The organism is Pseudomonas sp. PVC-5-1, from assembly GCF_057444345.1.
The window spans coordinates 3416288-3441468 of sequence record NZ_CM172024.1 but is presented as its reverse complement, the minus strand read 5'-3'; the positions used below and the strand labels follow the sequence as shown (position 1 = coordinate 3441468).

The window sequence follows — 25181 nt, the reverse complement described above, 5'->3', positions numbered from 1 at the left end:
AGGCACTCTATTAGAACTCTGCCCAAGCTCGGCTAGTCTTTCCTCTGGCCCCGCGAATTCTGCCAGCGGGCGGCATGTCAGCACCTGTGTGCAAGACCACGCCAACCCCGTCATGACAGCTTCGCAAGCCCCGTGTAGACCTGATGAGGGGTAGCACGAGCCCACGCGCTCGGCTGAAAGAACACCTGGCATAGACCGGAAATCTGGATAACCGACCCAAAGGTACCCGCAGATGTCGAACGAATCGAAATGCCCGTTCCATCAAACCGCAGGTGGCGGCACCACCAACCGTGACTGGTGGCCTGACCAGCTCAACCTGAGAATTCTTCATCAACATTCCTCCAAATCCGACCCGATGGACCCGGATTTCGATTATGCCAAGGCGTTCAAGAGCCTCGACTTCCAGGCGCTGAAGAAAGACCTGACCGCCTTGATGACCGACTCCCAGGACTGGTGGCCCGCCGACTTCGGCCACTACGGCCCGCTGTTCATTCGCATGGCCTGGCACAGCGCCGGTACCTACCGTATTGGCGATGGCCGGGGTGGTGCAGGCTCTGGCCAGCAGCGCTTCGCCCCGCTCAACAGTTGGCCGGACAACGTCAGCCTGGACAAGGCCCGGCGGCTACTGTGGCCGATCAAGCAGAAGTACGGCAACAAGATTTCCTGGGCCGACCTGATCGTGCTCACTGGCAACGTCGCCCTCGAATCCATGGGTTTCAAGACCTTCGGCTTCTCTGGCGGGCGTGCCGATGTGTGGGAGCCGGACGAAGATGTGTACTGGGGCTCGGAAAAGGTCTGGCTGGGCGGTGACACCCGCTACGGCAAGGCCCAGCCGCCCGGCAAGGGCGACCTGGTGGCGGAGCCGGCCAAGCGTCCCGAGGAGCAGGGCCGTACCCTGGAGGGCGAGCGCAACCTGGAAAACCCGCTGGCCGCCGTGCAGATGGGCCTGATCTATGTGAACCCGGAAGGCCCGGAAGGCAACCCCGACCCGGTAGCCTCGGGCAAGGACATCCGTGACACCTTCGGCCGCATGGCCATGAACGATGAAGAAACCGTGGCGCTGATCGCCGGTGGGCACGCCTTTGGCAAGACCCACGGTGCCGGCCCTGCCGACAACGTCGGCCCCGAGCCGGAAGCAGCAGGCCTGGAGCTGCAGGGGTTGGGCTGGGCCAACAAGTTCGGCAGCGGCAAGGGTGGCGATACCATCACCAGCGGCCTGGAAGTGACCTGGACTTCCACCCCCACCCGATGGAGCAACGAATACCTCAACAACCTGTTCAACTTCGACTGGGAACTGACCAAGAGCCCGGCTGGTGCCCACCAGTGGCGGCCGAAGGAGGGCAAGGGGGCAGGCACCGTGCCGGATGCCCATGACCCGGCCAAGCGCCACGCGCCTTCCATGCTCACCTCCGACCTGGCGCTGCGTTTCGACCCGATCTACGAGCCGATCGCCCGCCGCTTCAAGGATAACCCTGACCAACTGGCGGACGCCTTCGCCCGCGCCTGGTACAAGCTGATCCACCGCGACATGGGCCCATTGGCGCGCTATCTGGGCCCGGAAATGCCCAACGAAGAGCTGCTGTGGCAAGACCCGCTGCCAAAAGTCGATCACCCGCTGGTAGGCGAGCAGGACATTGCCGCGCTCAAGGCCAAGGTGCTGGCGGCGGGCCTGAGCGTTGGCGAGCTGGTGGCCACTGCCTGGGCAGCGGCGTCGACCTTCCGCGGTTCGGACAAGCGTGGCGGGGCCAATGGTGGCCGCCTGCGCCTGGCGCCGCAGAAGGATTGGGCGGCGAACCAGGGCACAGGCAAGGTGCTGGCGGCGCTGGAGAAAATCCAGGCCGAGTTCAATGCCGGTGGCAAGAAAATCTCCCTGGCCGACCTGATCGTTCTGGCCGGTGGCGCCGCGGTGGAAAAGGCTGCCAAGGACGCCGGGCACAACGTCAGCGTGGCGTTCCGCCCTGGGCGTGTCGATGCCTCCCAGGCGCAGACCGACGTCGAGTCGTTCGCCGTGCTGGAACCGCTGGCCGATGGCTTCCGCAACTTCACCAAGGCCCGCTACAGCGTCAAGGCCGAGAAAATGCTGCTGGACAAGGCCCAATTGCTGACCCTGACCGCGCCGGAACTGACCGTGCTGATCGGCGGCCTGCGCGTGCTCGGCGCCAACCAAGGCGGCAGCCAGCAGGGCGTGTTCACCGACAAGGTCGGTACCCTGAGCAACGACTTCTTCCGCAACTTGCTGGACATGGGCGTTGAGTGGAAGCCGACCTCGGCGGATAACGAAACCTTCGAAGGACGCGATCGCAAGACCGGCCAGGTGAAGTGGACCGGTAGCCGGGTTGACCTGGTGTTCGGCTCCCATGCCCAGTTGCGGGCGTTGAGCGAGGTGTATGGCAGCGATGATGGTGGTGACAAGTTCGTGCGGGATTTCGTGGCCGCCTGGGAGAAGGTGATGGAGCTGGATCGGTTTGATCTAGCCCAGTAAATCAGAGGGCTTTGGAGGAGAAGTTGTCATAACGCTGGCATTACCGGCAAAAAGTGCCTCTGCTCGCCCTCCGGCTCCGACGTCAGCGGAGGGCATCTAGCGGCCATGAACCTTGGCAATCATCGTCCAGTCTTTGTGGCCCATTTGCTTGGCGACCCACATTGGATTCTCGCCAGCGCTGAGCATCATCGAGGCGTACGTGTGGCGGCTCCGGTAAGGGCGCCGCCACCGTACGCCCGACTTTTTCATAGCAGGCATCCAGATGGTTCTGGAACCTTTGCGCCTCGGGTCTTGGCGCGGACCACCCGGATATCTCCCTCGATCCAGTCGATATCCCCCCGCTTAAGCGCAATCAATTCGGTAGGCCTAAGGCTAGTTCAGAAAGCGAACTGCAGTTGCGCCAATGTCTCCCCCCTCGATGCTTTTAGCAGAGCCTGCTGCTCTTCGCGCGTGAAAGGATCGATGTCGTCGTCCTCCTCGACTCATCTCGATTCCGATATGACCATCCTGAAAGCGGATGGCTGTCAATTATCTCGTCCTCGATCGCATCGTTTAATGCAGATCGAAAGCAGGTCTGAACACTAGTGATCCTGGTGTTGGAGGCCTTGTATTCAGAAAACTTTTCCTTGAGAACCTTTTTGTTTAGGTTGCATCGTGCCAGGTGGCCAAAAAACGGCTTGAGCACTTACCTGATTATCGATCTGTACAGAATCGCCGTGCTGGTTTTTAGCTTGGGGTCTTTCGCTCGAGCCATTCGTCGAGGTAGACACTGCGCAAAACGACTATGCCGCAGCCAAGCGACTGCAGCAGGAGCGCATCGGCGGCGATCAGTGCGTAGCTGCTGCCTCAATCATAGATACGGAGCTTGGCCTTTGAAGGTGTTGTTGATTGTTCTGGCGTTGGCGCTGGCCGGCTGCGGTGGAAGGGTAGCCGGTGCAGGTGCCATGCCGTGTGCCGAACGTTGCAGAACCGTCTTGGGCTGCCGCTGGGCTGAAGAAGGGAGACGGCTTGGAAGTGAAGGTGAGGGCGCTGCTGGCTGAGCGGCGACAGCGGATTGGGTACGAGAGACATCTGGTTTCTGCGGTTACCGCTTGTCATGAGACTGGCGCCGCCACTGGGAAATCTCGATAATGGCGGTTTGCTTCAACGCATCAGAGAAAAGCTATGTCCGGCAATAATATAAAAAAATATGATTATATAGATGCCCTTCGTGGGGTCGCGATAGCTTTAGTAGTTCTTGTTCACGCCTCCCAGTCCGTAAAACCATTATCTGATGTGCTGATGCGAGTAATGACCGAGGGGGCACGAGGTGTTCAGCTTTTCTACATTGCCAGCGCTATCACGCTTTGTATGTCATGGAACGCGCGACGGGAAGGTGATCTGCGCCCAGTACGTGATTTCTATCTACGCAGAATTTTCAGAATCGCGCCAATGTTCTACTTGGCGATTGCGTTGTTCCTCTTCTTGAATGGTACGGCGGCATCGTATTTTGCTCCCAATGGTATTAGTTGGTGGTTTGTTCCAGTTACTGCGCTGTTTTTGCATGGCTTCCATCCCGAAACTATAAACTCGGTAGTGCCTGGAGGCTGGTCGGTAGCTGTTGAGATGACCTTTTATCTAATTTTTCCTCTGTTGGTTCGCATAGAAAAGCTCAAGTATTTGTTTCTGCTTCTGGCAGCTGCATTGCTTCTTCAGAAAGCGAATGCACCGGTTGCAAGTTTAATTTTTCAGTATGAGCCTGCTCAGGAGTATTTGATTGATGTCTTTGCCTTCTACAATTTTATTGCCCAGTTTCCGGTGTTTGTGATTGGGTTGATTACATATCGATATCTCGCTGCGCAATGGAGAGTTGATGCGAAGGTTGTGATGTTGGCCTCGGCAGCATTTTTTGTTCTGTCAATCGAATTCTGGCGCCCGCAGCAGACGTTTGTACCAAGTCATGTGGTAGCAGGAGCTATTTTTGCCATTTTTTCGATATTTTTAGCTAGAAAGCCAATTTATCTGCTAGTGAATCCGTTGACAGTATTGCTTGGGAAGTTGAGCTTTAGTATGTATCTCGTGCATATCGCGATTCTAAAATTATTGAGTGGCACAAGAATTCCTGCAGCAATGGGTGAGGGTAATCTAAATAGTGTTTTGTTCTTCTTGTTTGTCCTCGCAATTACCGCCGTTGTGTCACGGATGACCTACAGCGTTATCGAGAAGCCAGGTATTGCGTTGGGGCGGAGATTGATTGAGAAGCTTGAAGCTAGGCATGCTTCAGAGCTTTTGGTCTGTAATGCAACAAAACTAAATGACAACCGCCAGTAGAAATTTAACGTTTGACCAATTTTGAAGTGTTACTTGAGTTCAAGGGGCGGGTGCAGAATGTCGCGAATGACGTTGGACCAATCACAGCAACTAGATTCTATTCGAGCGCTGGCGGCTTTTGCAGTGTTATTTGGACATACTTATCAAACCTTGCTTTTGCCAACGCTGAATATTTGGTTTACTGCGGTCGTTCTATTATCCCAGTTTGCCGTTATGGCATTTTTTGTGCTGAGTGGATTTCTCATTGGGAAGTCTGTTTGCAACAATGTCTCCAGGAATAGATATTTTGACGTTGGTCGTTTTATTCTCGATAGAGCGCTTCGTCTCTATCCGCCATTGATTGCTGCTTTGATGCTGATGGTAGTGCTTGGATTGCTGGCCCAGTTCTGTTTTCCATCTGCTTCTAATTCATTTTTGCAGATTGATGGGGTGGGCTTTGTCAGGTCTGAATTTGTCGTATCTTTTCGTGATATTTGGGGTGCCTTAACATTTCTCAATGGATTTAAAGTCGAGAACCCGCCAGCTAACAGTCCGTTGTGGAGTTTGTCTATTGAAGCGTGGTATTACGTAACTGCTGCTGCGTTTGTTTTATGGCGGCGGAGAAAGATCATGTCGACCTTCCTGGTTTCGGCGGTGGTATTTGTAAGCTATGGAAACACATTGTTCTACATGCTGGCACCGGTATGGTTTGCGGGATTTGTTCTGGCATTTATTCATCAGAAAAATCCGATGATGAAAGGCGGCGTGTTTAGGCTTGCATTCTTATTACTGAGCTGTGTTGCAGTGGCCTCAGTTGTATGCGCCTTGTACCCTAACCCGTCGGGTAACGAAATCGTCTACGATAAAGTTAACCTTTTCCGCTTGGCTTCTGGGCTCTGGTTCGCTTGCTTCCTAGCTTTGCTTCTGGGTGGCGTTTTGCGTTTCCCCAAGTACTTGCACCGACATGCGAGTTACTCTTACACCCTCTACGTCATTCACTTCCCGATAATGCTGTTTGCTTTGGGGGTATCACAGCCCTACATCTACGGCCACAGCATCAGGTCGCTGCTCGTGAGTGGCGCTGTAGTCGTCGTGTCGATTGTGGTGTCTTGGGTGTTAAGCAGGTGGCTTGAAAACAAAGCCTGGTTATCTGCAGTACTCAGCGTTGGTGCTGACAAAAAGGCTGCATAGATTGGCCACTGTTGCTGGCAGGCTGGTCGCGTCCTAGGCTACAGGCACAGTTCGGTCGGGTAAGCATGCGAGATGGCATATGCTGCGCACCGGCGGCGAGAGGTCGATGACGGCGATCTGGTCGACATGCTTGAGATCGTCGAGTCGGCCAGGCTGTGGGCGCTGGAATGCGCCGATCTGTGAGGAGTTGTATAAAGGAAGGGAATTGGTCGGCAGAACGCCTAAGGACGGAATGGCAAAGTCATCATAAAGCTGGCATTGCGGAGCCATATAGGCCCCAATAGGCCCTAAAGAAGGACCAGCCAGATAGACGCAGCCCTTGTGTTTAAAGGGCTGCAAATATAGGTCGCAAGCTGGATCGTTTTGATCCTGAAATAGCTTCGTCAGAAATGGGGGCGCTTTGCGCCCCTATCGCGACACAAGGCCGCTCCCACAGGTTCGGCGCCGCATGTGGATTCGGCGCTGGCTTGTAGGAGCGGCCTTGTGTCGCGATAGGGCTGCAAAGCAGCCCCATGCTATCCGGGGGCTGGACCATTTCAAACTTCCTGTGCAAGCTGATGCACGACAGTGATTGCACACAGAAGGTGATCGTTCTTGAACCCCGAATCCATGCTGGCGGCATTGCCAGGCTACGCCATGTCGGCCGAGTCGATCCAGGTGCTGCCCGATGCCAAGGCCTACCGCGCCTGTCTGCTCGAGCGCATCCGCGCCGCAACCCGGCGTATCGTCATCGTTGCGCTGTACCTGCAGGAAGATGAGGCTGGCCAGGAAGTGCTGGATGCCTTGTACCAGGCCAAGGCCGCGCGGCCCGGGCTGGAAATCACCATCGTGGTCGACTGGTTCCGTGCCCGCCGCGGCCTGTTGGGCGCCGGGCGCCAGCCGGGTAACGCCGCCTGGTACCAGGCCCAGCGCCAGCACCATGGGCTGGATATCGTCATCCATGGCGTACCTGTGCAGACCCGCGAGCTGTTTGGCGTGTTGCACCTGAAGGGCAGCATCATCGACGACTGCGTGATCTACACCGGCGCCAGCCTGAACAACGTGTACCTGCACCGTTTCGACCGTTACCGCCTGGACCGCTACCACCTGTTCCAGTCACCAGAGCTGGCCGACGCCATGGTCGGGTTGGTGCGTCGCCTGCTGCACCACACCGCCACACCGCGCCTCGATCTGCCGGCGCCACCCTCCACCCGCAGCCTGCGCGGCGACATCCGGCGCTTGCGCGCGCGGCTGCGGCGCATGGCCTATGAGGCACCGGCCAGCGGGGCGGGGCAGGGCCTGCGGGTTATCCCGCTGTTGGGTGTGGGCCGTGGCAACCCGCTGAACCGTGCAGTGTGCGCCTTGCTGGCTGCGGCACGCACGCAGGTCATCATCAGCACGCCGTATTTCAATCCACCCCGGGTGCTGATGCGCGAACTCGACCATGCCCTGGCGCGTGGCGTGCGGGTGGAACTGATCGTTGGTGATCGCACGGCCAACGACTTCTATATCGCCCCCGGCGAGCCGTTCAGCGCCAGCGGCGCGTTGCCCTACCTGTACGAAGACAACCTGCGTGCCTTCACCCGACGTCGCCACGCTGCGATTGCCAGCGGCCAGCTGCAGGTGCGGATCTGGAACGACCCCGGGCATACCTTTCATGCCAAGGGCGTGTGGGTCGACCAACGCTATTCGTTGCTGACCGGTAACAACCTGAATCCGCGCGGCTTCAATCTGGACCTGGAGAACGGCCTGCTGATCGATGACCCGCAAGGGCAATGGCTGGGGCCACGGGAAGCAGAGCTGGCCGAGCTGCGCCGGCATGCGCCGAAGATCGGCTCGGCAGAGGAGTTGGGGCCCAAGGCCGAGCACCCCAAGGATGTGCGCAGGTTCCTGCGGCGGCTGCGCTATAGCCGGCTGGAGCCGCTGATCAAGCGGGTGCTCTAAGGGCGTTTGCGCGCTTTTGCGGAAGCGGCCTTGTGTCGTGTGGTGTAAACGACGCGCTGATGTCAATATGACATCTCACCCGCACGGGTATTGGCCAGGGCTGGGCTATCATTTGCAGGCTGGTGGTGTAAGGCTCCTCTGAAAAGTCATCACGAGCGCATACAATCGGGCCTTTTCCTCGTTAACCAGATAGGCCAATCCGTTTATGGCGCTTGATCCACCCACGATGCTGACTATCTCGATCGCCCTGGCTGCCGCGGCTGCGTTGTACCTGGCGATCGAGTGGCGCAGCGTTCGCGAGCCGTCGCTGCTGTTCTGGAGCGCAGGCTTTGCCACCATCACGATTGGTTCCACCCTGGCCTTGCTGCGCGGTATCGGTTTGTTGCTGATCGGCATCTGGTTCGCCAACGGCTTGCTGGTGGTGGCGCACTGGTTCTTCCTGATGGGCGTGTTGCGCTTCACCCAGGTGCGGCTGTCGCGTATCTGGTTATCGGTGGTGCTGGTGTGGTTCGCCTTGCTGCTGTTGCCTGTAGGGCCGCAGTGGTCGAAGGTGATGCTGATGGTCAACTCGTTGCTGGTGGCGCTGTTGACGCTCAAGGCCAGTTGGCTTTTGCGGCCGCATGGCAAGTCGCTGAGTGTTGGTGCCGTGCAGTTGCGCTACGTTTTGCTGGTTCATGGGTTGTTCTATGTGGCCAAGGCGATCATTGCGATCACACCGGGTACGCTGATTGACCTGGCCACCTTCGGTGGGTTGATCATTCAGGTTTCGTTGGTCGAAGGTGCGATGGCGATCATGCTGATTGCCTTGTCGATGACCGGCACCGTGCGTTACCGCCGAGAGGAGCGGATTGCCCGTCTGGCGGCCCGTGACCCGTTGACGGCGCTGTACAACCGGCGCGCACTGGAGGTGCGGGCGGGGCCTTTCTTCAAGGCAGTGGATTCGGCGCAGCCCGGGGCCTTGCTACTGATCGACATCGACAACTTCAAACTGGTCAACGACCTGCACGGGCATGTTGCAGGGGACCGCTTGCTGATTGCCCTGAGCGAGATGATTCGCACGGTGCTGCCCGAGCGCTCGCTGGCGGCGCGGCTGGGCGGTGATGAGTTCGTCATTCTGCTGTGTGGTGCGAGCAGCGAGCGGGTCATGGAGCTGGGTGGACTGCTGCGCGAGCAGTTTCAGCAGTATGCAAGCAAGACGGTGCCTACGCCGCAGCCGGTCACCTTGAGCATCGGCGCCAACCTGTTCGACCAACCGCCGACGAGCCTGGCGGCCTTGATCGAACAGGGGGATGTCGCCTTGTACCAGTCCAAGCGCGGTGGTCGCGACAGCATCCGCTTCGTCGAACGACCGATGGCCGACCTCAGTTAGTAGCAGTTTTGCCTTTGCGTCTGCCTTTGCTTTTTGCTTTTGCTTTTGCTTCTAAGCGCGCGATAGTTCAGGCGCCGCCGATTGCGACTTAAGGGACCCGCCGTAAGGGCGGAAAGGTGACTTGGCGGCACCATCGCGAATGAATGTCAACTCGATGCGAATGCCATATCCAAAAAGCCAAATAGCTGCAGGCCCCGTCCATGGGGCCTCAGCAAGAATGGCGAATCAGGTCACCACCTGATAGCACGGTACATACGCCGCGCCGCCCGGCAGCTTCATCCGGTGCTGGTCGACGAACGCCTGCAACAGCCGGCCCAGTGGGTCCAGCACGGCGCTGTCGCCACGGATCTGATACGGCCCGTGTTCCTCGATCAGGCGGATGCCCTTGTCCTTCACGTTGCCGGCGACAATTCCGGAAAACGCCCGGCGCAGGTTGGCGGCCAGTTCGTGGGCTGGCAGCTCGCGGCGCAGGTCGAGGTCGGCCATGGCCTGGTGGGTCGGGTCGAACGGGCGCTGGAAGCTCTCCTCGATCTTCAGCAGCCAGTTGAAATGGAAGGCATCGTTGCGCTCGCGGCGGAACTGCTTCACCGCCTTGAGCCCTTCGACCATGTATCGGGCAACTTCCGCCGGGTCATCGATGATGATCTCGTACAAGCGATGCGCCGCCTCACCCAGGGTGGCGCCGACGAATGCGTGCAGCTGTTGCAGGTACGGCTCGGCGCTGCGCGGCCCGGTGAGTACCACCGGGAACGGCAGCTCCTGGTTGTCCGGGTGCATGAGGATGCCCAGCAGGTAGAGGAACTCCTCGGCCGTGCCGGCACCGCCCGGGAAGATGATGATGCCGTGGCCGACACGGACGAAGGCTTCCAGGCGCTTCTCGATGTCCGGCAGGATCACCAGTTCGTTGACGATCGGGTTGGGCGCTTCGGCGGCGATGATGCCGGGCTCGGTCAGGCCCAGATAGCGGCTGCCGTGCATGCGTTGCTTGGCGTGGGCAATGGTGGCGCCCTTCATCGGGCCCTTCATCACACCCGGGCCGCAGCCAGTGCACACGTCCAGCTTGCGCAGGCCCAGCTCGTGGCCGACCTTCTTGGTGTACTGGTATTCCTCGCTGCTGATCGAATGGCCACCCCAGCACACCACCATCTTCGGCTCCACGCCCGGCCGCAGGGTGCGAGCGTTGCGCAGCAGGTGGAACACGTAATCAGTGATGCCCTGGGAGCTTTCCAGGTCGATGCGCTGGCTGGCCAGCTCGCTTTCGGTGTAGACGATGTCGCGCAGGGCACTGAACAGCATTTCACGGGTGCTGGCTATCATTTCGCCATCGACGAAAGCGTCGGCCGGGGCATTCAGCAGCTCCAGGCGCACGCCGCGGTCCTGTTGATGAATGCGCACCTCGAAGTCCTGATAGGCCTCGAGGATGGTCTTGGCATTGTCGACATGGGCGCCGGTGTTGAGGATGGCCAGGGCGCACTGGCGGAACAGGGTGTAAAGGCTACCGGTACCGACTTCACTCAGTTGCTGCACTTCACGTTGTGACAGCGTCTCCAGGCTGCCTTTGGGGCTGACGGATGCATTGATGACATGGCGTTGAGGCATCTAAGTCTTTCCTGTGCGGGTAAAACATCCTTCTTTGACAACACCATACCGAGAAATGTGGGCGGCAACGAGGGGGGAGTGGAAAAAGCTTGAGAGCAGGCTGGCTTCTTCGCGGGCTTGCCCGCTCCCACACGGGCCGCGCTGCTTTCAGGCTTGCGCTGGACCTGTGGGAGCGGGCAAGCCCGCGAAGCAGGCGACTCGGTCTCAAGTCATCCCAACAGCCTCTGCACGGCCAGGGTAATCGCCACGCCACCAAACACCAGCCAGAGGTTGAGAATCGCCCCGGTGGCCAGCGCCCGCGGCCCGGCCTGGCGAATCTGGCTGAAGCGTGTCTCCATCCCCAGCGCGGTCATGGCCATGGTCAGGGCAAAGGTATCCAGGCTGTTGACCGCCTGCGTCACGCTACCCGGCAACACCTGCAGCGAGTTCACCAGTACCAGCGCGAGGAAGCCGAAGGCGAACCAGGGCATGGCGATGCGCCCGTTGCCCTGTGCCTGGCCCGGCTGGCGCGCGCGGCTGATCCAAAGGCCCACCACCAGCAGCACCGGTACCAGCAGCATCACCCGGGTCATCTTGACGATGGTGGCGATATGCGTGGCCTCGGGGCTGACGTTGCTGGCCGCACCGACCACCTGGGCCACCTCGTGAATGGTGCCACCCAGGAACAGCCCGGCGCCCATGGCGTCCAGCTGCAGCCAGCCGGCATTGATCGCCAATGGGTTGAGGAACATCGACAGGGTGCCGAACAGCACCACGCTACCAACCGCCATGGCGCTTTTATGCGGTGCACTGCGCAGCGCCGACTCGAAGGCCAGAACCGCGGCGGCGCCGCAGATGGCGCTGCCGGCCGCGGTCAGCAAGGCGGTATCGCGGTCCAGCTTGAACAGCTTCATGCCGCACCACAGGCCGATCAGCAGGGTGCTGGACACCACCAGCAACGACACGATGAGCCCGGACCAGCCGACTTCGGCTATTTCCTGCAGGCTCACCCGCAGGCCGAAGAAGGCCACGGCAATGCGCAGCAGGCCGCGGGCGGAAAAGTTGATACCCGCCGCCCAGCTGGCGGGAACGCCGTCACGCAGTGCATTGCCGTAAAGCGCACCGGCGACGATACCGACGATCAGCGGGCTGATACCCAGGTTGGCGATGGCGGGCAGGGCGGCCAACTGGGTGACCGCAAGCGCGAACAGCGCGACGAACAGAATGCCATTGAGCCGCCCTCGGGTAGAGAGGGTAGGTGCAAAGGCGGGGTTGGACGGAGCCGTGGCCATGTGAGTCCTCCGGAAAGGTGTTTCGACATGGACTACGTTAATCTGGTTATAAGCTTATAAAAAATCGTAATTTAGGATGGCAAATATCCATTTAGCTGATATTTTTGATTCATGACCCCAGAACAACTGATAACGTTCGCCACCGTCGCCGAGCATGGCAACATCAGCCATGCGGCCCAGGCCCTGCATTTGTCGCAGCCAGCGGTGTCTGGCCAGCTCAAGCTGCTGCAGGAGGCCTTTGGCGAGCCGCTGTATCAGCGCGCCGGCCGTGGTGTGCGGCTTACAGCAGCCGGCGAGCAATTGCTGGCCCATGCCGAGCGCCTGCGCGAAACCTTCCGTCAGGCCCAGGCATTGCGCGAGGCCATGCGCGGGCTGGAGCGCGGTACCTTGCGCATCGGCGCCAGTACCACGCCGGCCAGCTACCTGCTGCCTTACCTGATTGCCGATTTCCATGCCCGCTACCCGGAGGTGTTGGTGAGCACTTCCAACGGCAATACGGCAGAAATCGTCGCTGCGCTGGACAGCGTCGATATCGCCCTGATCGAAGGGCCGCCTGGGCAGGAGCTGCCATTGGGCACGGCGGTGACGGCGTGGCGGGAAGACGAGATCGTGGCCATCGTGCCACGTGGTCATCCGCTGGCCGGCAGTGACCGGCAGACGCTGGCGTCGCTGGGGGCTTACCCGTTGGTGCTGCGCGAGAGCGGCTCGGGTGTGCGACAGATCGTCGAGCGGGCATTTGCCCGCAGCGGCGTGGCGATGCGCGTGGCGCTGGAAATTGCTGGCGTGGAAGGGGTGAAGGAGGCAGTGCGGGCCGGGATGGGGATTGGCTTTGTGTCGGCGATGTCGATCCGACATGAGAACGGGGCGTTGCAGCGGTTGCAGGTTGTGCCGCAGGCGTTGGTGCGGCGGTTTTCCATTCTGGTGCCGCATGCAGCCACCCCGTCGCGGGTTGCGGCGCGGTTTCTGGAGTTGTGTGTTGGTCTGCAAGAGGTGGGGTGATTGTGCTGGCCTTTTCGCGGGCTTGCCCGCTCCCACAGGTTTCTCACGGATCTTGAATGGGGTGCGGTACCCCGCCGTTCGGCTCTCAAAGAGTGTTTATCCGTAACGGAAATCCGTACGATTCGAAAAGATCCCAAACGTCCTCGCGATCGAAGAGCCGCCACCCCAGTGCCGTGAACTGCATCAGGTCATCCTCGCTGGGAAAGGAGTAGTAGGCCCCGGCAGATCGATCTTGAGACGTTCCCGTCATAGGCTCATCGCGCTCCAGGCGCCTGATTGCGTTCAGGATGAGACGCGCGCCTGGTTGATAAAGTGAAAGGATGTGCCACAGCAAGGAGCGCTCCTTTTCGACTGCCACCCTGGCAGTCTCAATGATGCGACCAACATCAATGCCGGGACTGTCGATCCAATGGAGCGTACAGCCGATCTCCGGGTCCCCGTTCAGCAGCGCCCGGAAGGTCGCCAGAACACCTCGATACTGAGGCAAGAGGCCAGAGTGAAGATTGAGGACGCCACGTGACGGAATTGCCAGCGCTTCATTCTTCAGGATTTGACCAAAGCGGATTGAGATGAACAGATCTGCTCCCGCGTCCTGCAGCATTTGCAGGCCCGAAGGATCACTCAAGCTGGGCAATACCCGTACAGGCACCCCAAAGCGTTGCTGCAGTTCTGCAAAACCGAATCGATGCCCACTGCTGACCTGGTCGCTCGATCCGATTAATCCAGGGGCCAAGGCATTGAAGAAATCCTGCTCGATCAATGCCAGTTGTCCGAGCATGCGTGGCACGTTCCTGCCCGATCCCACTCTCTCCGAGAGGAATATTCCCACTGTGCTCTCGTGAATCTCGGGCAACAGGAAATTGAGAGTGAGGTTGCTCTCAACGTCCCGGTTCACCAGAAAAGCGATTCGCAACTTTAGACCTCCGGCAGACCTGCCTTTAAATCAGTTTCGGTAATCAGACCGAGCATAGTTGCATTTTCGTCATTCAAGTTGACTCTGCCGTTTGCTCCCGGGCTCATGCCCGGGAGCGGCTATCAGGCGTCTGCTCAGTGGTGAGCGGCCAGCGCTTCCAATTCACGGATGACATCCCAGGGTTTGAGCACCAGCACATCACTTTCCATGGCATCAAGTACTAATTCGGCGGTGTTACCTAGCATTACGCCACTCAGGCCTCTGCGCGCCACGCTGCCGAGAACCGTGAGGGCGGCGCCTAGCTGATGGGCGACATGCGGAATCAGCTGGTCGGCAGGGCCTTCCGCAAGGTGCAGGTGTTTGTCGTCGATATCGAACTCGTCCTGATAGCCCTGGCACTGCTCATGGTAGAAGGTCAGGATGCTTTCCTTGAGCTGGAATATGGGGTCGGCTGCCGACAGCATCGGATAAGGGTAGGCGCTCATCATGTGCAGGCTGGCATGACTGAGGTGGGCGAGGTCGTGGCCGTGGCTGAGGATGCCTACCTGCAGCACACGATGCTTGAGGTCGTCGCTGCCAGCGTCAATGGCCGTAAGGATGGGGCGCTCTGTCCAAGGATTGGCATGCTTGACCATCAGCACCGGGCTCGGGCACTGGCGCAGCAAGTGCCAGTCTTCAGGAGTGAGTAGCGCCTTTTTTAGTGCGCTGTCCGCTCGATGCTGCTTGATCACCAGGTCGCAACCTTCAGCCTGCTGTACGGCGAACACCGTCTTGCAGGGATTGTCGTGCCAAGCCTGCTGAGCGCTGACATGGTATCCTTCCTGCACCAGTTGCTCCTGCATCAGCTTCAGATACGTCGAATGCCCATTTGGCTTGGCACAGAGCAGTAGATGCAAGTGGGCGTGGGTAAGGTCGGCAATCTGCTTGGCCTTGGTCAGGGCCAGGTCATCATGCTGGTGTTGGGCCAACACCACCAGGGCGTTACGGGTGGTATGCATGGCGCCTCCCTGTACATTGAGTACGTTTTGGGGATGGCGCGGACGCTTCTCTAGTTGTCCCTGCGATAGGCATACGCGTCGATTATCGCGACTACATTCGGTTCACCGGATTCGGGAGCCGAATCTGCCTCTGCCAAGCATTGTCTCGCGTCGTGGTCGGGCATAACGCTAGTGCGCTGAACACGCCACGACTGGCAAGGTCGTGAATGGACGGTATGTCCGGTAGTAGCGCCCGGTACTTTTGGGGCCGCCTCCTTGCTCGGCCCGCCAATGGGGGGATCGCTGACCGGCCATATGACCAGTGAGTTTGGCGCGTACAGGACGATTGGGCAATGCAATCCGTCGCCCGCGTTATTCCAAATGGAAGTAGTGCCATATACGGTAGATATCGAGCCAAGTACAGCAAGCCCTGAGCTTTTGTGATGTGCAACCAGCTCTGATTTATCGCAGTACACAGGGCGAGGAGTGGAAACGTTTAATTACAACATGCGTGTGCGCTTCCACTCGAAGAAGGGTGCCACCCTTCAGCAATTGAAAACATGTTTGAGGTACGCCACGAAATTTTCATCCCGGCACTGTGTCTTGCCTGGGCTGTCGGAAATCTTGGCCACTGGTGCCCCATTGCAGGCCGTCATCTTGATCACGATATTCATCGGCTCCACGCCCGGGATATCGCAGGTCAGCCTGGTACCAATGCCAAAGCTCACATTGATCCGCTCATGCAGCGCCCGGTACAGCCCCAGCGCCTTGGCAAGGTCCAGCCCGTCGGAAAAGATCAGGGTCTTGCTCTTCGGGTCGATCCCCAGCCGCTCATAGTGGGCAATGGCCTTTTCCGCCCAGGCCAGCGGATCGCCCGAATCGTGCCGCAGGCCATCGAACAGCTTGGCGAAGTACAGGTCGAAGTCGCCCAGGAACGCGTCCATGGTGATGCAGTCGGTGAGGGCGATGCCCAGCAGCCCCCGGTATTCCCGCACCCAGCATTCCAGCGCGGCAGCCTGGCTGTCGACCAGGCGCGGGCCGAGTTGCTGGTGGGCCATGAACCACTCGTGGGCCATGGTGCCGATCGGCTTGAGCTGGTATTCGCGGGCCAGGTGCACGTTGCTGGTACCGACAAAGCGGCCCGGGAAGTCACGCTTCAGAATGTGCACCACCTCTTCCTGCACCCGGTAGGAGAAGCGCCGCCGGGTGCCGAAGTCGGCCAGTTGGAAACCGGCCAGTTCTTCGGCGCTGGCCTCGGCCTTCAGCCAGTCGAGGTTCTGATACAAGCGCTCGCGGACCTGCTCGATCACCACCTCGCGATAACGGTAGCGGTTGCGCACCTCGCTGATGATCGCCAGCAGCGGGATCTCGTAGAGAATCACGTGCAACCACGGCCCGCGCACGTGAATCGCCAGTTGCCCGGCATCATCCAGCCCCACCTGCACATAACGCAGGTTGAAGCGGAACAGGCTGAGAAAACGGATGAAATCCGGTTTGATGAACGGGATCTTCTCCAGGTAGGCGAGCTGGTCATGCGTGACGCTGACATCGGCCAGTTGCTCGACCTGATACCGGATTTCCGCCAGGTAAGGTGCGAGGTTCTCGCCGTTACGGCAGCGAAACTCCCATTCCACCTCGGCATTGGGGTAGTTGTGCAGCACCGCCTGCATCATGGTGATCTTGTAGAAGTCGGTGTCCAGCAGGTTCTGGATGATGCGTGGGCCGAAAACGCTGTCGCTCATGGGCGGTCTTCCTTGATCAGAGAGAGCTGGTGGTCGAGCGCGGCTTCGTCGCCGCAGAGGATCACGCCCTCGGCGGCCAGGGCGCCACATGCTTCGATGGCGCCTGCCTGGGTGAGGGCGCGGCAGGCCGGCAGGTACAACAGCACCTGGAAACCGGCCTGGCGCAATTGGCGCGCAGTGGTCCTGACGCAATAGTCCAGGGCCAGGCCACCGACGATCACCGCGCCCACCTGCTGCACCTTGAGGTACTCGATCACCCCGGTGGAGCGGCGTTCGGCAAGGTCGTGGTAGCAGGCGCCGTAGGGGTGCAGGTCGGGCTCGACGCCTTTCCATACGAAATAGTCATAGTCGATGGGGGCCGGCAGGCCGGGCAGCAACTCGAAGCCGGGTGTGCCGGGCACGCAGTGGCTGACCCAGGTCAGGTCGGCGTTGGCCAGCTGCAGGGGCTGCAGCATGTGCGCGGGGTCGGCGACTACCCAGGCGGCGTTGGCCGGGTGGGCGTCCTTGCTGCCCAGGCGCAGGTCGGCGCGCAAGGCCATGGTATTAAGATCTGCCGCGATTTCATGGCCTTCGGGAACCGGCAGCTCTTGCGGCACGTTGCTGGTGAAGCCGTTCTGGGCGTCGACATCGAAACTGGCGATCTTCATGGCGGTTCTCCTCGCTGGAATGGATACATAATTTACTTGGTGTATTAAGTGTGTCAAGCAACTTTTTATACGGGCTTTCTGCTTGCCTTACTTAGATGCTCTGGTGGATTATGATGAGCTTGAACAAGGAGTCGCCCGGTGAGTACAGTCGAAGTCCTGGCCAGCGTCGATATCGTCGCCCTGCGCATGGCCCCCGAAGCTCAGCATCTGCAGGTGCTGTTGCACCGTCGTGAGCGTGAACCGCATGCCGGCCAGTGGGCCTTGCCCGGGGTGATCGTCAATGGCCGCACCCCCGACACCAGCCTGGAAGCTGCTGCCGAACGCGCGCTGCGCGAGAAAACCCAGGTCGTACCTTGCTACATGGAACAGGTGGGCACCGAGGGCAATGCTTTCCGCGACCCGCGTGGATGGTCACTCAGCACCTATTACCTGGCATTGCTCGAACCCGGGCAGGTCGTCGAGGGCGAGCAACTGGCGTTTTTCGACTTGGACAGCGTATTGGCGCGCAAGGTGCTGTTGCCCTTTGATCACAACCTGTTGGTGGAGCGCGCCCGTGAGCGGCTGGCGGCGAAGACGGTGTACAGCAGCCTGCCGCTGTACCTGCTGGCGGAGAAGTTCACTGTGCTGGATGCGCTAGGCGCGGTGCAGGCGTGCCTGGGGCAGGCGGTGAACAACACCTCGCTGCGCAAACGCCTGGAGCGCTTGCGCGAGCTGGGGTGGGTGAGGGACACCGGGGAGAAGAACCAGCCCAGGCTGGGCCGGCCGCAGCAGTTGTATCAGTACACGCCACAGGGGGAGCGGGCGTTCATGTTCGATCGCAGTCTGCTGCCTGAGGGCGCTTAGTCGCCTGCATCAGTGTGCGCAGCGGTTGGCATCCTGTTCTCCGCGGGTGCCTGGCGCGCCGCGTCACTCGTCGCTGTAGTTCATGATCGACAACAGGCGGATGGGTACTTGCACCAACTGCTCCGGGCCGTGCGGGGTCTCGCCGTCGAAGGTCAGGCTGTCACCGGCCTGCATGTGATAGAGCTGGTTGCCGTGCCGGTACACCAGTTCACCCTCCAGCAAGTGGAGGAACTCGGTGCCGGGGTGGGCGAAGGTCGGGAACTCTTCGCTGGCGTCGTCCATGGTCACCATGTACGCCTCGAAATTCTTCTTCGGCCCCCTGGCGTGATTGAGCAAATGGTAGGTGTGGCCTTTCTCGGTACCGCGGCGCACCACCTCCAGCCCTTCACCGGCTTTCACCAACAAGGCATTGCCGTCGGGCTGGTCATATTGGCTGAACAGCTTGGCCATCGGCATGCCCAGCACGTCGCACAGGCGGCTGAGAGTGTCGAGGCTGGTGGACACCTGGGCGTTCTCGATCTTGCTGAGCATGCCTTGGCTGATGCCGGCGATGCGCGCCACGTCGGCGAGCTTGAGGGACTGGGCCTGGCGCTGGCGCTTGATCTGCAGGCCCAGGTACTGCTCCAGGCGAAGGCGCGGTTCGGTTTCGGTTGGCATCGAATGTCCTGCACGGTTTCAGTTCAAGAATAAAGTTTTCGCACTGGGAAAGTGCGAAATGCAGCTACGGTGGCTGCATCTTTCCTCGGGTGAAAACAAGTTTCCCATAAATGGAGCATGGAAATCTGCTTGGGTTTTGTGCTGCCCGTACCGGCCTCTTCGCGGGCACGCCCGCTCCCACAGGGCTATGCGGCGAACTCTGTGGGAGCGGGCGTGCCCGCGAAGAGGCCCGAACAGGCAACACAAGGTTGCACTCTGAACAAAGTTGGCAAGCCCATTGCATTCCTGTGAGGAAAGTAAGTTTCTCATGCGGAATCATTGCCCCTTGCCCAGGAGTGTTCAACCCATGTTGCCAGCAGAAACCCAGCGCACCCTTGATCAGCACGGCATCAAATACGTGCTGGCACAGTTCGTCGATATCCATGGCTCGGCGAAGACCAAATCGGTGCCGGTCTCGGGCCTGAAGATGGTGGCCGAGGAGGGCGCCGGCTTTGCCGGGTTCGCCATCTGCGGCATGGGCATGGAGCCGCACGGCCCCGACTTCATGGCCCGCGGCGACCTTTCCACCTTGATCCCGGTACCGTGGCAGCCCGGCTACGGCCGGGTGGTGTGCGTAGGCCACGTGAACGGCCAACCCTGGCCCTACGACAGCCGTTATGTGTTGCAGCAGCAGGTGCAGCGCCTGGCCGACAAGGGCTGGACCCTGAACACCGGCCTGGAACCCGAATTCAGCCTGTTCCGCCGCGACGAGGATGGCAAGCTGCAACTGGTGGATGCCTCCGACAATCTCGACAAGCCGTGCTACGACTACAAGGGCCTGTCGCGTTCGCGGCTGTTCCTCGAGCGCCTGACCGAGGCCTTGCAGCCGGTGGGCTTCGACATCTACCAGATCGATCACGAGGACGCCAACGGCCAGTTCGAGATCAACTACACCTACAGCGACGCCATGGAGTCGGCCGACCGCTTCACCTTCTTCCGCATGGCCGCCGGCGAGATCGCCAACGACCTGGGCATGATCTGTTCGTTCATGCCCAAGCCCGACCCCAAGCGCGCCGGCAATGGCATGCACTTCCACCTGTCGCTGGCCAGCAGCACCAACAAGAACCTGTTCCATGACCCGTCCGACAGCAGCGGCATGGGCCTGTCGAAGCTGGCCTACCACTTTGCTGCAGGCCTGCTGGCCCATGGCCCGGCGCTGTGCGCCTTCGCCGCGCCCACGGTCAACTCGTACAAGCGCCTGGTGGTAGGCCGCTCGCTTTCCGGCGCCACCTGGGCCCCGGCGTTTGTCGCCTACGGCGCCAACAACCGCTCGGCGATGGTGCGCATCCCCTATGGCCGCCTGGAGTTCCGCCTGCCGGACGCTGGCTGCAACCCGTACCTGGTCACCGCCGCGATCATTGCCGCCGGCCTCGATGGCATCGACCGCCAACTGGAGCCGGGCGAGATGTGCAACGAGAACCTCTACAACCTGAGCCTGGAAGAGATTGCCGCACGTGGCATCAAGACCCTGCCGCAGTCGTTGAAGGAAGCCGCCGACGCCCTGGAGGCCGACCCGCTGTTCCGCGAAGTGCTGGGCGCCGAGATCGTCGATGAGTTCATCAAGCTCAAGCGCATGGAGTGGGTGGAGTACTGCCGCCACGTCTCCGACTGGGAAATCCAGCGTTACACCGAATTCTTCTGAGCGCCCCCAATCCCTTGGGCAGCCAGCACGAAAGCGGTCGCCCACTGCCTAGTAAGGAGCATCATCATGTGTGGAATCGTAGGTCTGTACCTGAAAAAAACCGAGCTGGAAGCCCAGCTCGGCAAGCTCTTCGAACCCATGCTCGAAGCCATGACCGACCGTGGCCCGGACAGCGCCGGCTTTGCCATCTACGGCGACGAAGTGGCCGATGGCTGGGTCAAGCTGACCCTGCAGGCCACTGACGTCAACTACCCCTGGGCGGCCCTGATGGGCCAGCTGGAAGGGCGCCTGGGCTGCTCGCTGGACTGGTTCCAGAACGCCAGCGCTGCCGTGCTCAAGGTACACACCTGCGAGGCGACGGCCCGCCAGGCCCTGAGCGAACTGGCCCCTGACGTGCGCATCATGAGCGCCGGGCAGAGCATCGAGATCCTCAAGGGCATGGGCCTGCCGGCGGAAATCTCCAGCCGCTTCGGCCTGGCCGGCATGAAAGGCAGCCACATCATCGGCCATACCCGCATGGCCACCGAAAGCGCCGTGACCATGGAGGGCAGCCACCCGTTCTCCACCGGCGCCGACCTGTGCCTGGTGCACAACGGCTCGCTGTCCAACCACTTCCGCCTGCGCCAGGAGCTCAAGCGCGAAGGCATCAGCTTCGAGACCGACAACGACACCGAAGTGGCCGCCGGCTACCTGACCTGGCGCCTGCAGCAGGGCGACAGCCTGGCCCAGGCCCTGGATGGCGCCCTGGAAGACCTGGACGGCTTCTTCACCTTCGCCATCGGCACCCGCAATGGCTTTGCCGTGATCCGCGACCCGATCGCCTGCAAGCCCGCCGTGCTGGCCGAGACCGACGACTACGTGGCCATGGCCTCGGAGTACCAGGCACTGGCCAGCCTGCCGGGCATCGAGAACGCCAAGGTCTGGGAACCGGCGCCGGCCACCCTGTACGTCTGGGAACGCGAAAGCGCCTGACCTGCCACCGAACCACTGGAGAACCACATGAATACGATCGACCTTTCCAGCACCTCGGTGCGTGTCCTCAACCAGTCCCTGCACGGTGAGGTGCAGGACCACGAATGGCGGGTGACCCACCCCGACGGCAAGCACAACCTGGCCGTGGGCATCAACACCGCCGTGGCCGTGGATATCGAAGGCCACGCCGGCTACTACTGCGCCGGCATGAACCAGCAGGCCAGCGTCACCGTGCATGGCAACGTCGGTGTCGGTGTGGCCGAGAACATGATGTCCGGCACGGTTCGGGTCAAGGGCAGCGCCTCCCAGGCCGCCGGCGCCACAGCCCATGGCGGGCTGCTGGTGATCGAGGGTGATGCCGGCGCGCGCTGCGGTATTTCCATGAAGGGCGTGGATATCGTCGTCGGCGGCAGCATCGGCCACATGAGCTGCTTCATGGGCCAGGCCGGGCGTTTGGTGGTGTGTGGGGATGCCGGCGATGCGCTGGGCGATTCGCTGTACGAGGTGCGCATTTACGTCAAGGGTTCGGTGCAGTCACTGGGTTCGGACTGCATCGAGAAAGAGATGCGCGCCGAGCACCTGCAAGAGCTGCAGGAACTGCTGAACAAGGCGGGCCTGGACCACAAGGCTGCCGATTTCAAACGCTACGGCTCGGCTCGCCAGCTGTACAACTTCAAAGTCGACAACGCCAGCGCGTACTGATCCAGGAGCATTCCCATGAGCGAGCAATTCCCCCCGGTACTGCGTGAGTCGGCCACCTTCGACCGCCTGACCATCCAGGAAATCCAGCGTGCCGCCGAAACCGGCATCTACGACATCCGCGGCGGCGGCACCAAGCGCCGCGTGCCGCACTTCGATGACCTGCTGCTGCTCGGTGCCAGCGTGTCGCGCTACCCGCTGGAAGGCTACCGCGAGAAGTGCGGCACCGATGTGCTGCTGGGCACCCGCTTCGCCAAGAAGCCGATCCACCTGAAAATTCCGGTGACCATCGCCGGCATGAGCTTTGGCGCGCTGTCGGCCAACGCCAAAGAGGCCTTGGGCCGTGGTGCGACCATCGCCGGCACCAGCACCACCACTGGCGACGGCGGCATGACCCCGGAGGAACGCGGCCAGTCGCAGCACCTGGTGTACCAGTACCTGCCGTCGCGCTACGGCATGAACCCCGACGACCTGCGCAAGGCCGATGCCATCGAGATCGTCCTCGGCCAGGGTGCCAAGCCGGGCGGTGGCGGCATGCTGCTCGGCATGAAGGTGACCGAGCGGGTGGCGGGCATGCGCACCTTGCCGATCGGCGTCGACCAGCGTAGCGCCTGTCGCCACCCGGACTGGACCGGGCCGGATGACCTGGCGATCAAGATTGCCGAGATCCGCGAGATCACCGACTGGGAAAAACCCATCTACGTGAAAATCGGCGCCAGCCGCCCGTACTATGACGTGAAGCTGGCGGTGAAGGCCGGTGCCGATGTGATCGTGCTCGACGGCATGCAGGGCGGTACCGCCGCGACTCAGGAAGTGTTCATCGAGCACGTCGGCATCCCGATCCTGCCGGCCATCCCCCAGGCAGTGCAGGCGCTGCAGGAAATGGGCATGCACCGCAAGGTGCAGCTGATCGTTTCCGGGGGTATTCGCAATGGCGCCGACGTGGCCAAGGCCATGGCCCTCGGGGCTGATGCGGTGGCCATTGGTACTGCGGCGTTGATCGCGCTGGGTGACAACCACCCGCGGCTGGATGCCGAACTGAAGAAGATCGGTTCTGCGGCCGGTTTCTATGACGACTGGCAGAACGGCCGCGACCCGGCCGGCATTACCACCCAGGACCCGGAGCTGGCCAGGCGCCTGAACCCGGAGGAGGCCGGGCGCCGGCTGGCCAACTACCTGCGGGTGCTTGTGCTGGAGGCGCAGACCATGGCGCGGGCGTGTGGCAAGTCGCACTTGCACAACCTCGACCCGGAGGACCTGGTGGCGTTGACCGTGGAGGCTGCGGCGATGGCACGGGTGCCGTTGGCGGGGACCGCCTGGGTGCCGGGGCAGGCGCAGTACTGAGTTATCGGTAATTGGGGCCGCTTTGCGGCCCATTCGCGGCACAAGGCCGCTCCTACAGCGGACCGCGTCTCTGAGCCTGCGCGGTCCCCTGTAGGAGCGGCCTCGTGTCGCGATGGGCTGCAAGGCAGCCCCCGGGCACCCCCACCATTCACACAGGAGTGACTCCATGAAGCACCTCACCCTCGCTGTAATGTTGTTAGCCCTGACCACCCGGGCCCACGCCGCCGATGCCACCCTGGACACCGGAAACACCGCCTGGATGATCTGCGCCGCGATGTTCGTGCTGATGATGTGCATCCCGGGCCTGGCACTGTTCTACGGTGGCATGGTGCGGGCCAAGAACTTCCTCTCGGTATTCACCCAGCTGTTCGCCGTTGCCGGGGTGATCGGCATTCTCTGGGTGCTGTTCGGCTACAGCCTGGTGGTAGACACCACCGGCATGGTCGAGGGCGAGCTGACCCTCAACAGCTTCATTGGCGGGCTGGGCAAGGCGCTGATGCTGGACATCGGCCATGACAGCCTGGTCGGCACCATCCCCGAAGGCGTGTTCGCAGTGTTCCAGCTGACCTTCGCCATCATTACCCCGGCGTTGATTGCCGGTGGTTTTGCCGAGCGCATGAAGTTCAGTGCTTCGTTGCTGTTCATGGCCGCCTGGTTCGTGCTGGTGTACGCGCCGATCGCGCATATGGTCTGGGGCGGGCCGGGGGCGTTGATGGTCAACTGGGGTGTGCTGGACTTTGCCGGCGGTACCGCCGTGCATATCAACTCCGGCGTGGCAGCGCTGGCTGCGGCGTTGATGCTGGGCAAGCGCAAGGGCTACCCGCAGGTGGCCATGCCGCCGCACAACCTCGGTTTCACCTTGGTGGGCGCCGGGTTGCTGTGGGTGGGCTGGTTCGGCTTCAACGTCGGCTCGGGGCTCGCGGCCAACCAGGCGGCAGGGGTGGTGATGCTGGCGACCATGGTGGCGGCCTGTGCGGGGATTGTCGGCTGGTTGCTGACCGAGAAGGTGGCGCATGGTCGGCCGACGGCCTTGGGTGCGGCTTCAGGGGCTTTGGCAGGGTTGGTCGGGATTACCCCGGCCTGTGCATTCGTCGGGCCGTTGGGCGCGCTGGTGATCGGGTTGTTGACCGGGGCCATCTGCTTCTTTGCCGTGACCCGGTTGAAACAGGCGCTGGGTTATGACGACAGCCTGGATGTGTTCGGCCTGCATGGCGTGGGCGGAATGGTCGGCGCGATCCTTACCGGGGTCTTTGCCGCGCCTGCGTTGGGCGGCTATGTGGAGGGTGCATCACCGGTCGGGCAGGCATTGGTGCAGTTGAAGGGGGTGGCGTTCACCTTCGTGTATTGCTTTGTGGTGAGTTGGGCGATTCTGGGGGCGATCAAGCTGACCATCGGGCTGCGGGCCAGCCGGGAAGAGGAAGAACAGGGGCTGGACCTGGCGGAGCACAATGAGCGGGCCTACAACCTCTGATTGATGTGTTGCCTGTACCGGCCTCTTCGCGGGCTTGCCCGCTCCCACAGGAATGTCACCGGCCTCGAAGGCTGTGGTGTCCCTGTGGGAGCGGGCAAGCCCGCGAAGAGGC

General features: G+C 61.1%; 19 protein-coding genes and 1 pseudogene. 13 read left to right on the top strand and 7 right to left on the bottom strand.

Translation table 11 applies throughout. The features are described 5' to 3' along the window. Positions 1–232 precede the first annotated feature (232 nt). The 6 genes and pseudogenes from katG (at position 233) to AC2T3R_RS15510 (ending at position 9254) form a co-directional block, all read left to right on the top strand. Positions 233–2482 (top strand): catalase/peroxidase HPI, encoded by a 2250-nt coding sequence (katG, locus tag AC2T3R_RS15535; protein WP_486743887.1) that lies wholly within the window; start codon positions 233–235, stop codon positions 2480–2482. An 872-nt stretch (positions 2483–3354) separates the two neighbouring features. Beyond that, positions 3355–3613, top strand: a pseudogene (locus tag AC2T3R_RS15530) (hypothetical protein). 33 nt (positions 3614–3646) lie between these two features. Then, positions 3647–4792 carry an acyltransferase family protein gene (locus tag AC2T3R_RS15525; RefSeq protein WP_486743886.1) on the top strand — a complete coding sequence of 382 codons (1146 nt, stop codon included), beginning with the start codon at positions 3647–3649 and terminating at the stop codon, positions 4790–4792. A gap of 66 nt (positions 4793–4858) precedes the next feature. Further along, positions 4859–5962: an acyltransferase family protein gene (locus tag AC2T3R_RS15520; protein ID WP_405047475.1), complete on the top strand. Its 1104-nt coding sequence runs from the start codon at positions 4859–4861 to the stop codon at positions 5960–5962. 594 nt (positions 5963–6556) lie between these two features. Next, positions 6557–7885, top strand: coding sequence for a CDP-diacylglycerol--serine O-phosphatidyltransferase (gene pssA / locus AC2T3R_RS15515; protein ID WP_486743885.1), 1329 nt, complete (start codon positions 6557–6559; stop codon positions 7883–7885). A 226-nt stretch (positions 7886–8111) separates the two neighbouring features. Continuing rightward, entirely contained in the window at positions 8112–9254 is a 1143-nt protein-coding gene (locus AC2T3R_RS15510; RefSeq protein ID WP_486743884.1) for a GGDEF domain-containing protein, read from the top strand. A gap of 225 nt (positions 9255–9479) precedes the next feature. On the opposite strand, the gene ppnN is transcribed toward AC2T3R_RS15510, so the two are convergent. Together ppnN and AC2T3R_RS15500 are read right to left on the bottom strand one after the other, a co-directional pair. Then, the gene (gene ppnN / locus AC2T3R_RS15505; protein ID WP_015270745.1) at positions 9480–10853 is read right to left on the bottom strand and encodes a nucleotide 5'-monophosphate nucleosidase PpnN; all 1374 of its coding nucleotides are present in this window, start codon (positions 10851–10853) and stop codon (positions 9480–9482) included. Positions 10854–11062: 209 nt separating this feature from the next. After that, positions 11063–12124: a YeiH family protein gene (locus tag AC2T3R_RS15500; RefSeq protein WP_486743883.1), complete on the bottom strand. Its 1062-nt coding sequence runs from the start codon at positions 12122–12124 to the stop codon at positions 11063–11065. Positions 12125–12235: 111 nt separating this feature from the next. Here AC2T3R_RS15500 and AC2T3R_RS15495 point away from each other — a divergent pair, with 111 nt between their 5' ends. Next, positions 12236–13123, top strand: a complete 888-nt coding sequence (locus AC2T3R_RS15495) for a LysR family transcriptional regulator (protein ID WP_486743882.1) — start codon at positions 12236–12238, stop codon at positions 13121–13123. Between the two features lie 85 nt (positions 13124–13208). Here AC2T3R_RS15495 and AC2T3R_RS15490 read toward each other — a convergent pair whose 3' ends face one another. The 4 genes from AC2T3R_RS15490 to AC2T3R_RS15475 form a co-directional block, all read right to left on the bottom strand. Further along, positions 13209–13901, bottom strand: a complete 693-nt coding sequence (locus AC2T3R_RS15490) for a formyl transferase (protein WP_486743881.1) — start codon at positions 13899–13901, stop codon at positions 13209–13211. Positions 13902–14170: 269 nt separating this feature from the next. After that, positions 14171–15034, bottom strand: a complete 864-nt coding sequence (locus AC2T3R_RS15485; RefSeq protein ID WP_486743880.1) for a universal stress protein — start codon at positions 15032–15034, stop codon at positions 14171–14173. 524 nt (positions 15035–15558) lie between these two features. Further along, positions 15559–16755 (bottom strand): nicotinate phosphoribosyltransferase, encoded by a 1197-nt coding sequence (pncB, locus tag AC2T3R_RS15480; protein WP_486743879.1) that lies wholly within the window; start codon positions 16753–16755, stop codon positions 15559–15561. After that, on the bottom strand, positions 16752–17402 hold the full coding sequence (locus tag AC2T3R_RS15475) for an isochorismatase family protein (RefSeq protein WP_486743878.1): 651 nt from the start codon (positions 17400–17402) through the stop codon (positions 16752–16754). Before AC2T3R_RS15475 ends, pncB begins: the two co-directional genes overlap by 4 nt. Before the next feature lie 138 nt (positions 17403–17540). On the opposite strand from AC2T3R_RS15475, the gene AC2T3R_RS15470 reads away from it, so the two are divergent. Beyond that, complete coding sequence (locus AC2T3R_RS15470; protein ID WP_196178139.1) at positions 17541–18245, top strand: NUDIX hydrolase; 705 nt, start codon at positions 17541–17543, stop codon at positions 18243–18245. 63 nt (positions 18246–18308) lie between these two features. Here the strand turns inward: AC2T3R_RS15470 and AC2T3R_RS15465 are convergent, their stop codons facing one another. Next, positions 18309–18902 (bottom strand): helix-turn-helix domain-containing protein, encoded by a 594-nt coding sequence (locus AC2T3R_RS15465; protein WP_015270739.1) that lies wholly within the window; start codon positions 18900–18902, stop codon positions 18309–18311. Positions 18903–19248: 346 nt separating this feature from the next. Between AC2T3R_RS15465 and glnT the strand changes: the two genes are divergently transcribed. From glnT to AC2T3R_RS15440, 5 genes are all read left to right on the top strand, one after another. Further along, positions 19249–20583, top strand: a complete 1335-nt coding sequence (gene glnT / locus AC2T3R_RS15460; RefSeq protein WP_015270738.1) for a type III glutamate--ammonia ligase — start codon at positions 19249–19251, stop codon at positions 20581–20583. A 66-nt stretch (positions 20584–20649) separates the two neighbouring features. After that, the gene (locus AC2T3R_RS15455; protein ID WP_410953680.1) at positions 20650–21555 is read left to right on the top strand and encodes a class II glutamine amidotransferase; all 906 of its coding nucleotides are present in this window, start codon (positions 20650–20652) and stop codon (positions 21553–21555) included. 27 nt (positions 21556–21582) lie between these two features. After that, a complete protein-coding gene (locus AC2T3R_RS15450; RefSeq protein WP_410953681.1) occupies positions 21583–22257 on the top strand; it encodes a GltB/FmdC/FwdC-like GXGXG domain-containing protein in 675 nt (224 codons plus the stop codon). Positions 22258–22272: 15 nt separating this feature from the next. After that, positions 22273–23598, top strand: a complete 1326-nt coding sequence (locus AC2T3R_RS15445) for an FMN-binding glutamate synthase family protein (RefSeq protein WP_013973039.1) — start codon at positions 22273–22275, stop codon at positions 23596–23598. Positions 23599–23764: 166 nt separating this feature from the next. Further along, positions 23765–25069, top strand: a complete 1305-nt coding sequence (locus AC2T3R_RS15440; RefSeq protein WP_486743877.1) for an ammonium transporter — start codon at positions 23765–23767, stop codon at positions 25067–25069. Positions 25070–25181 lie beyond the last annotated feature (112 nt).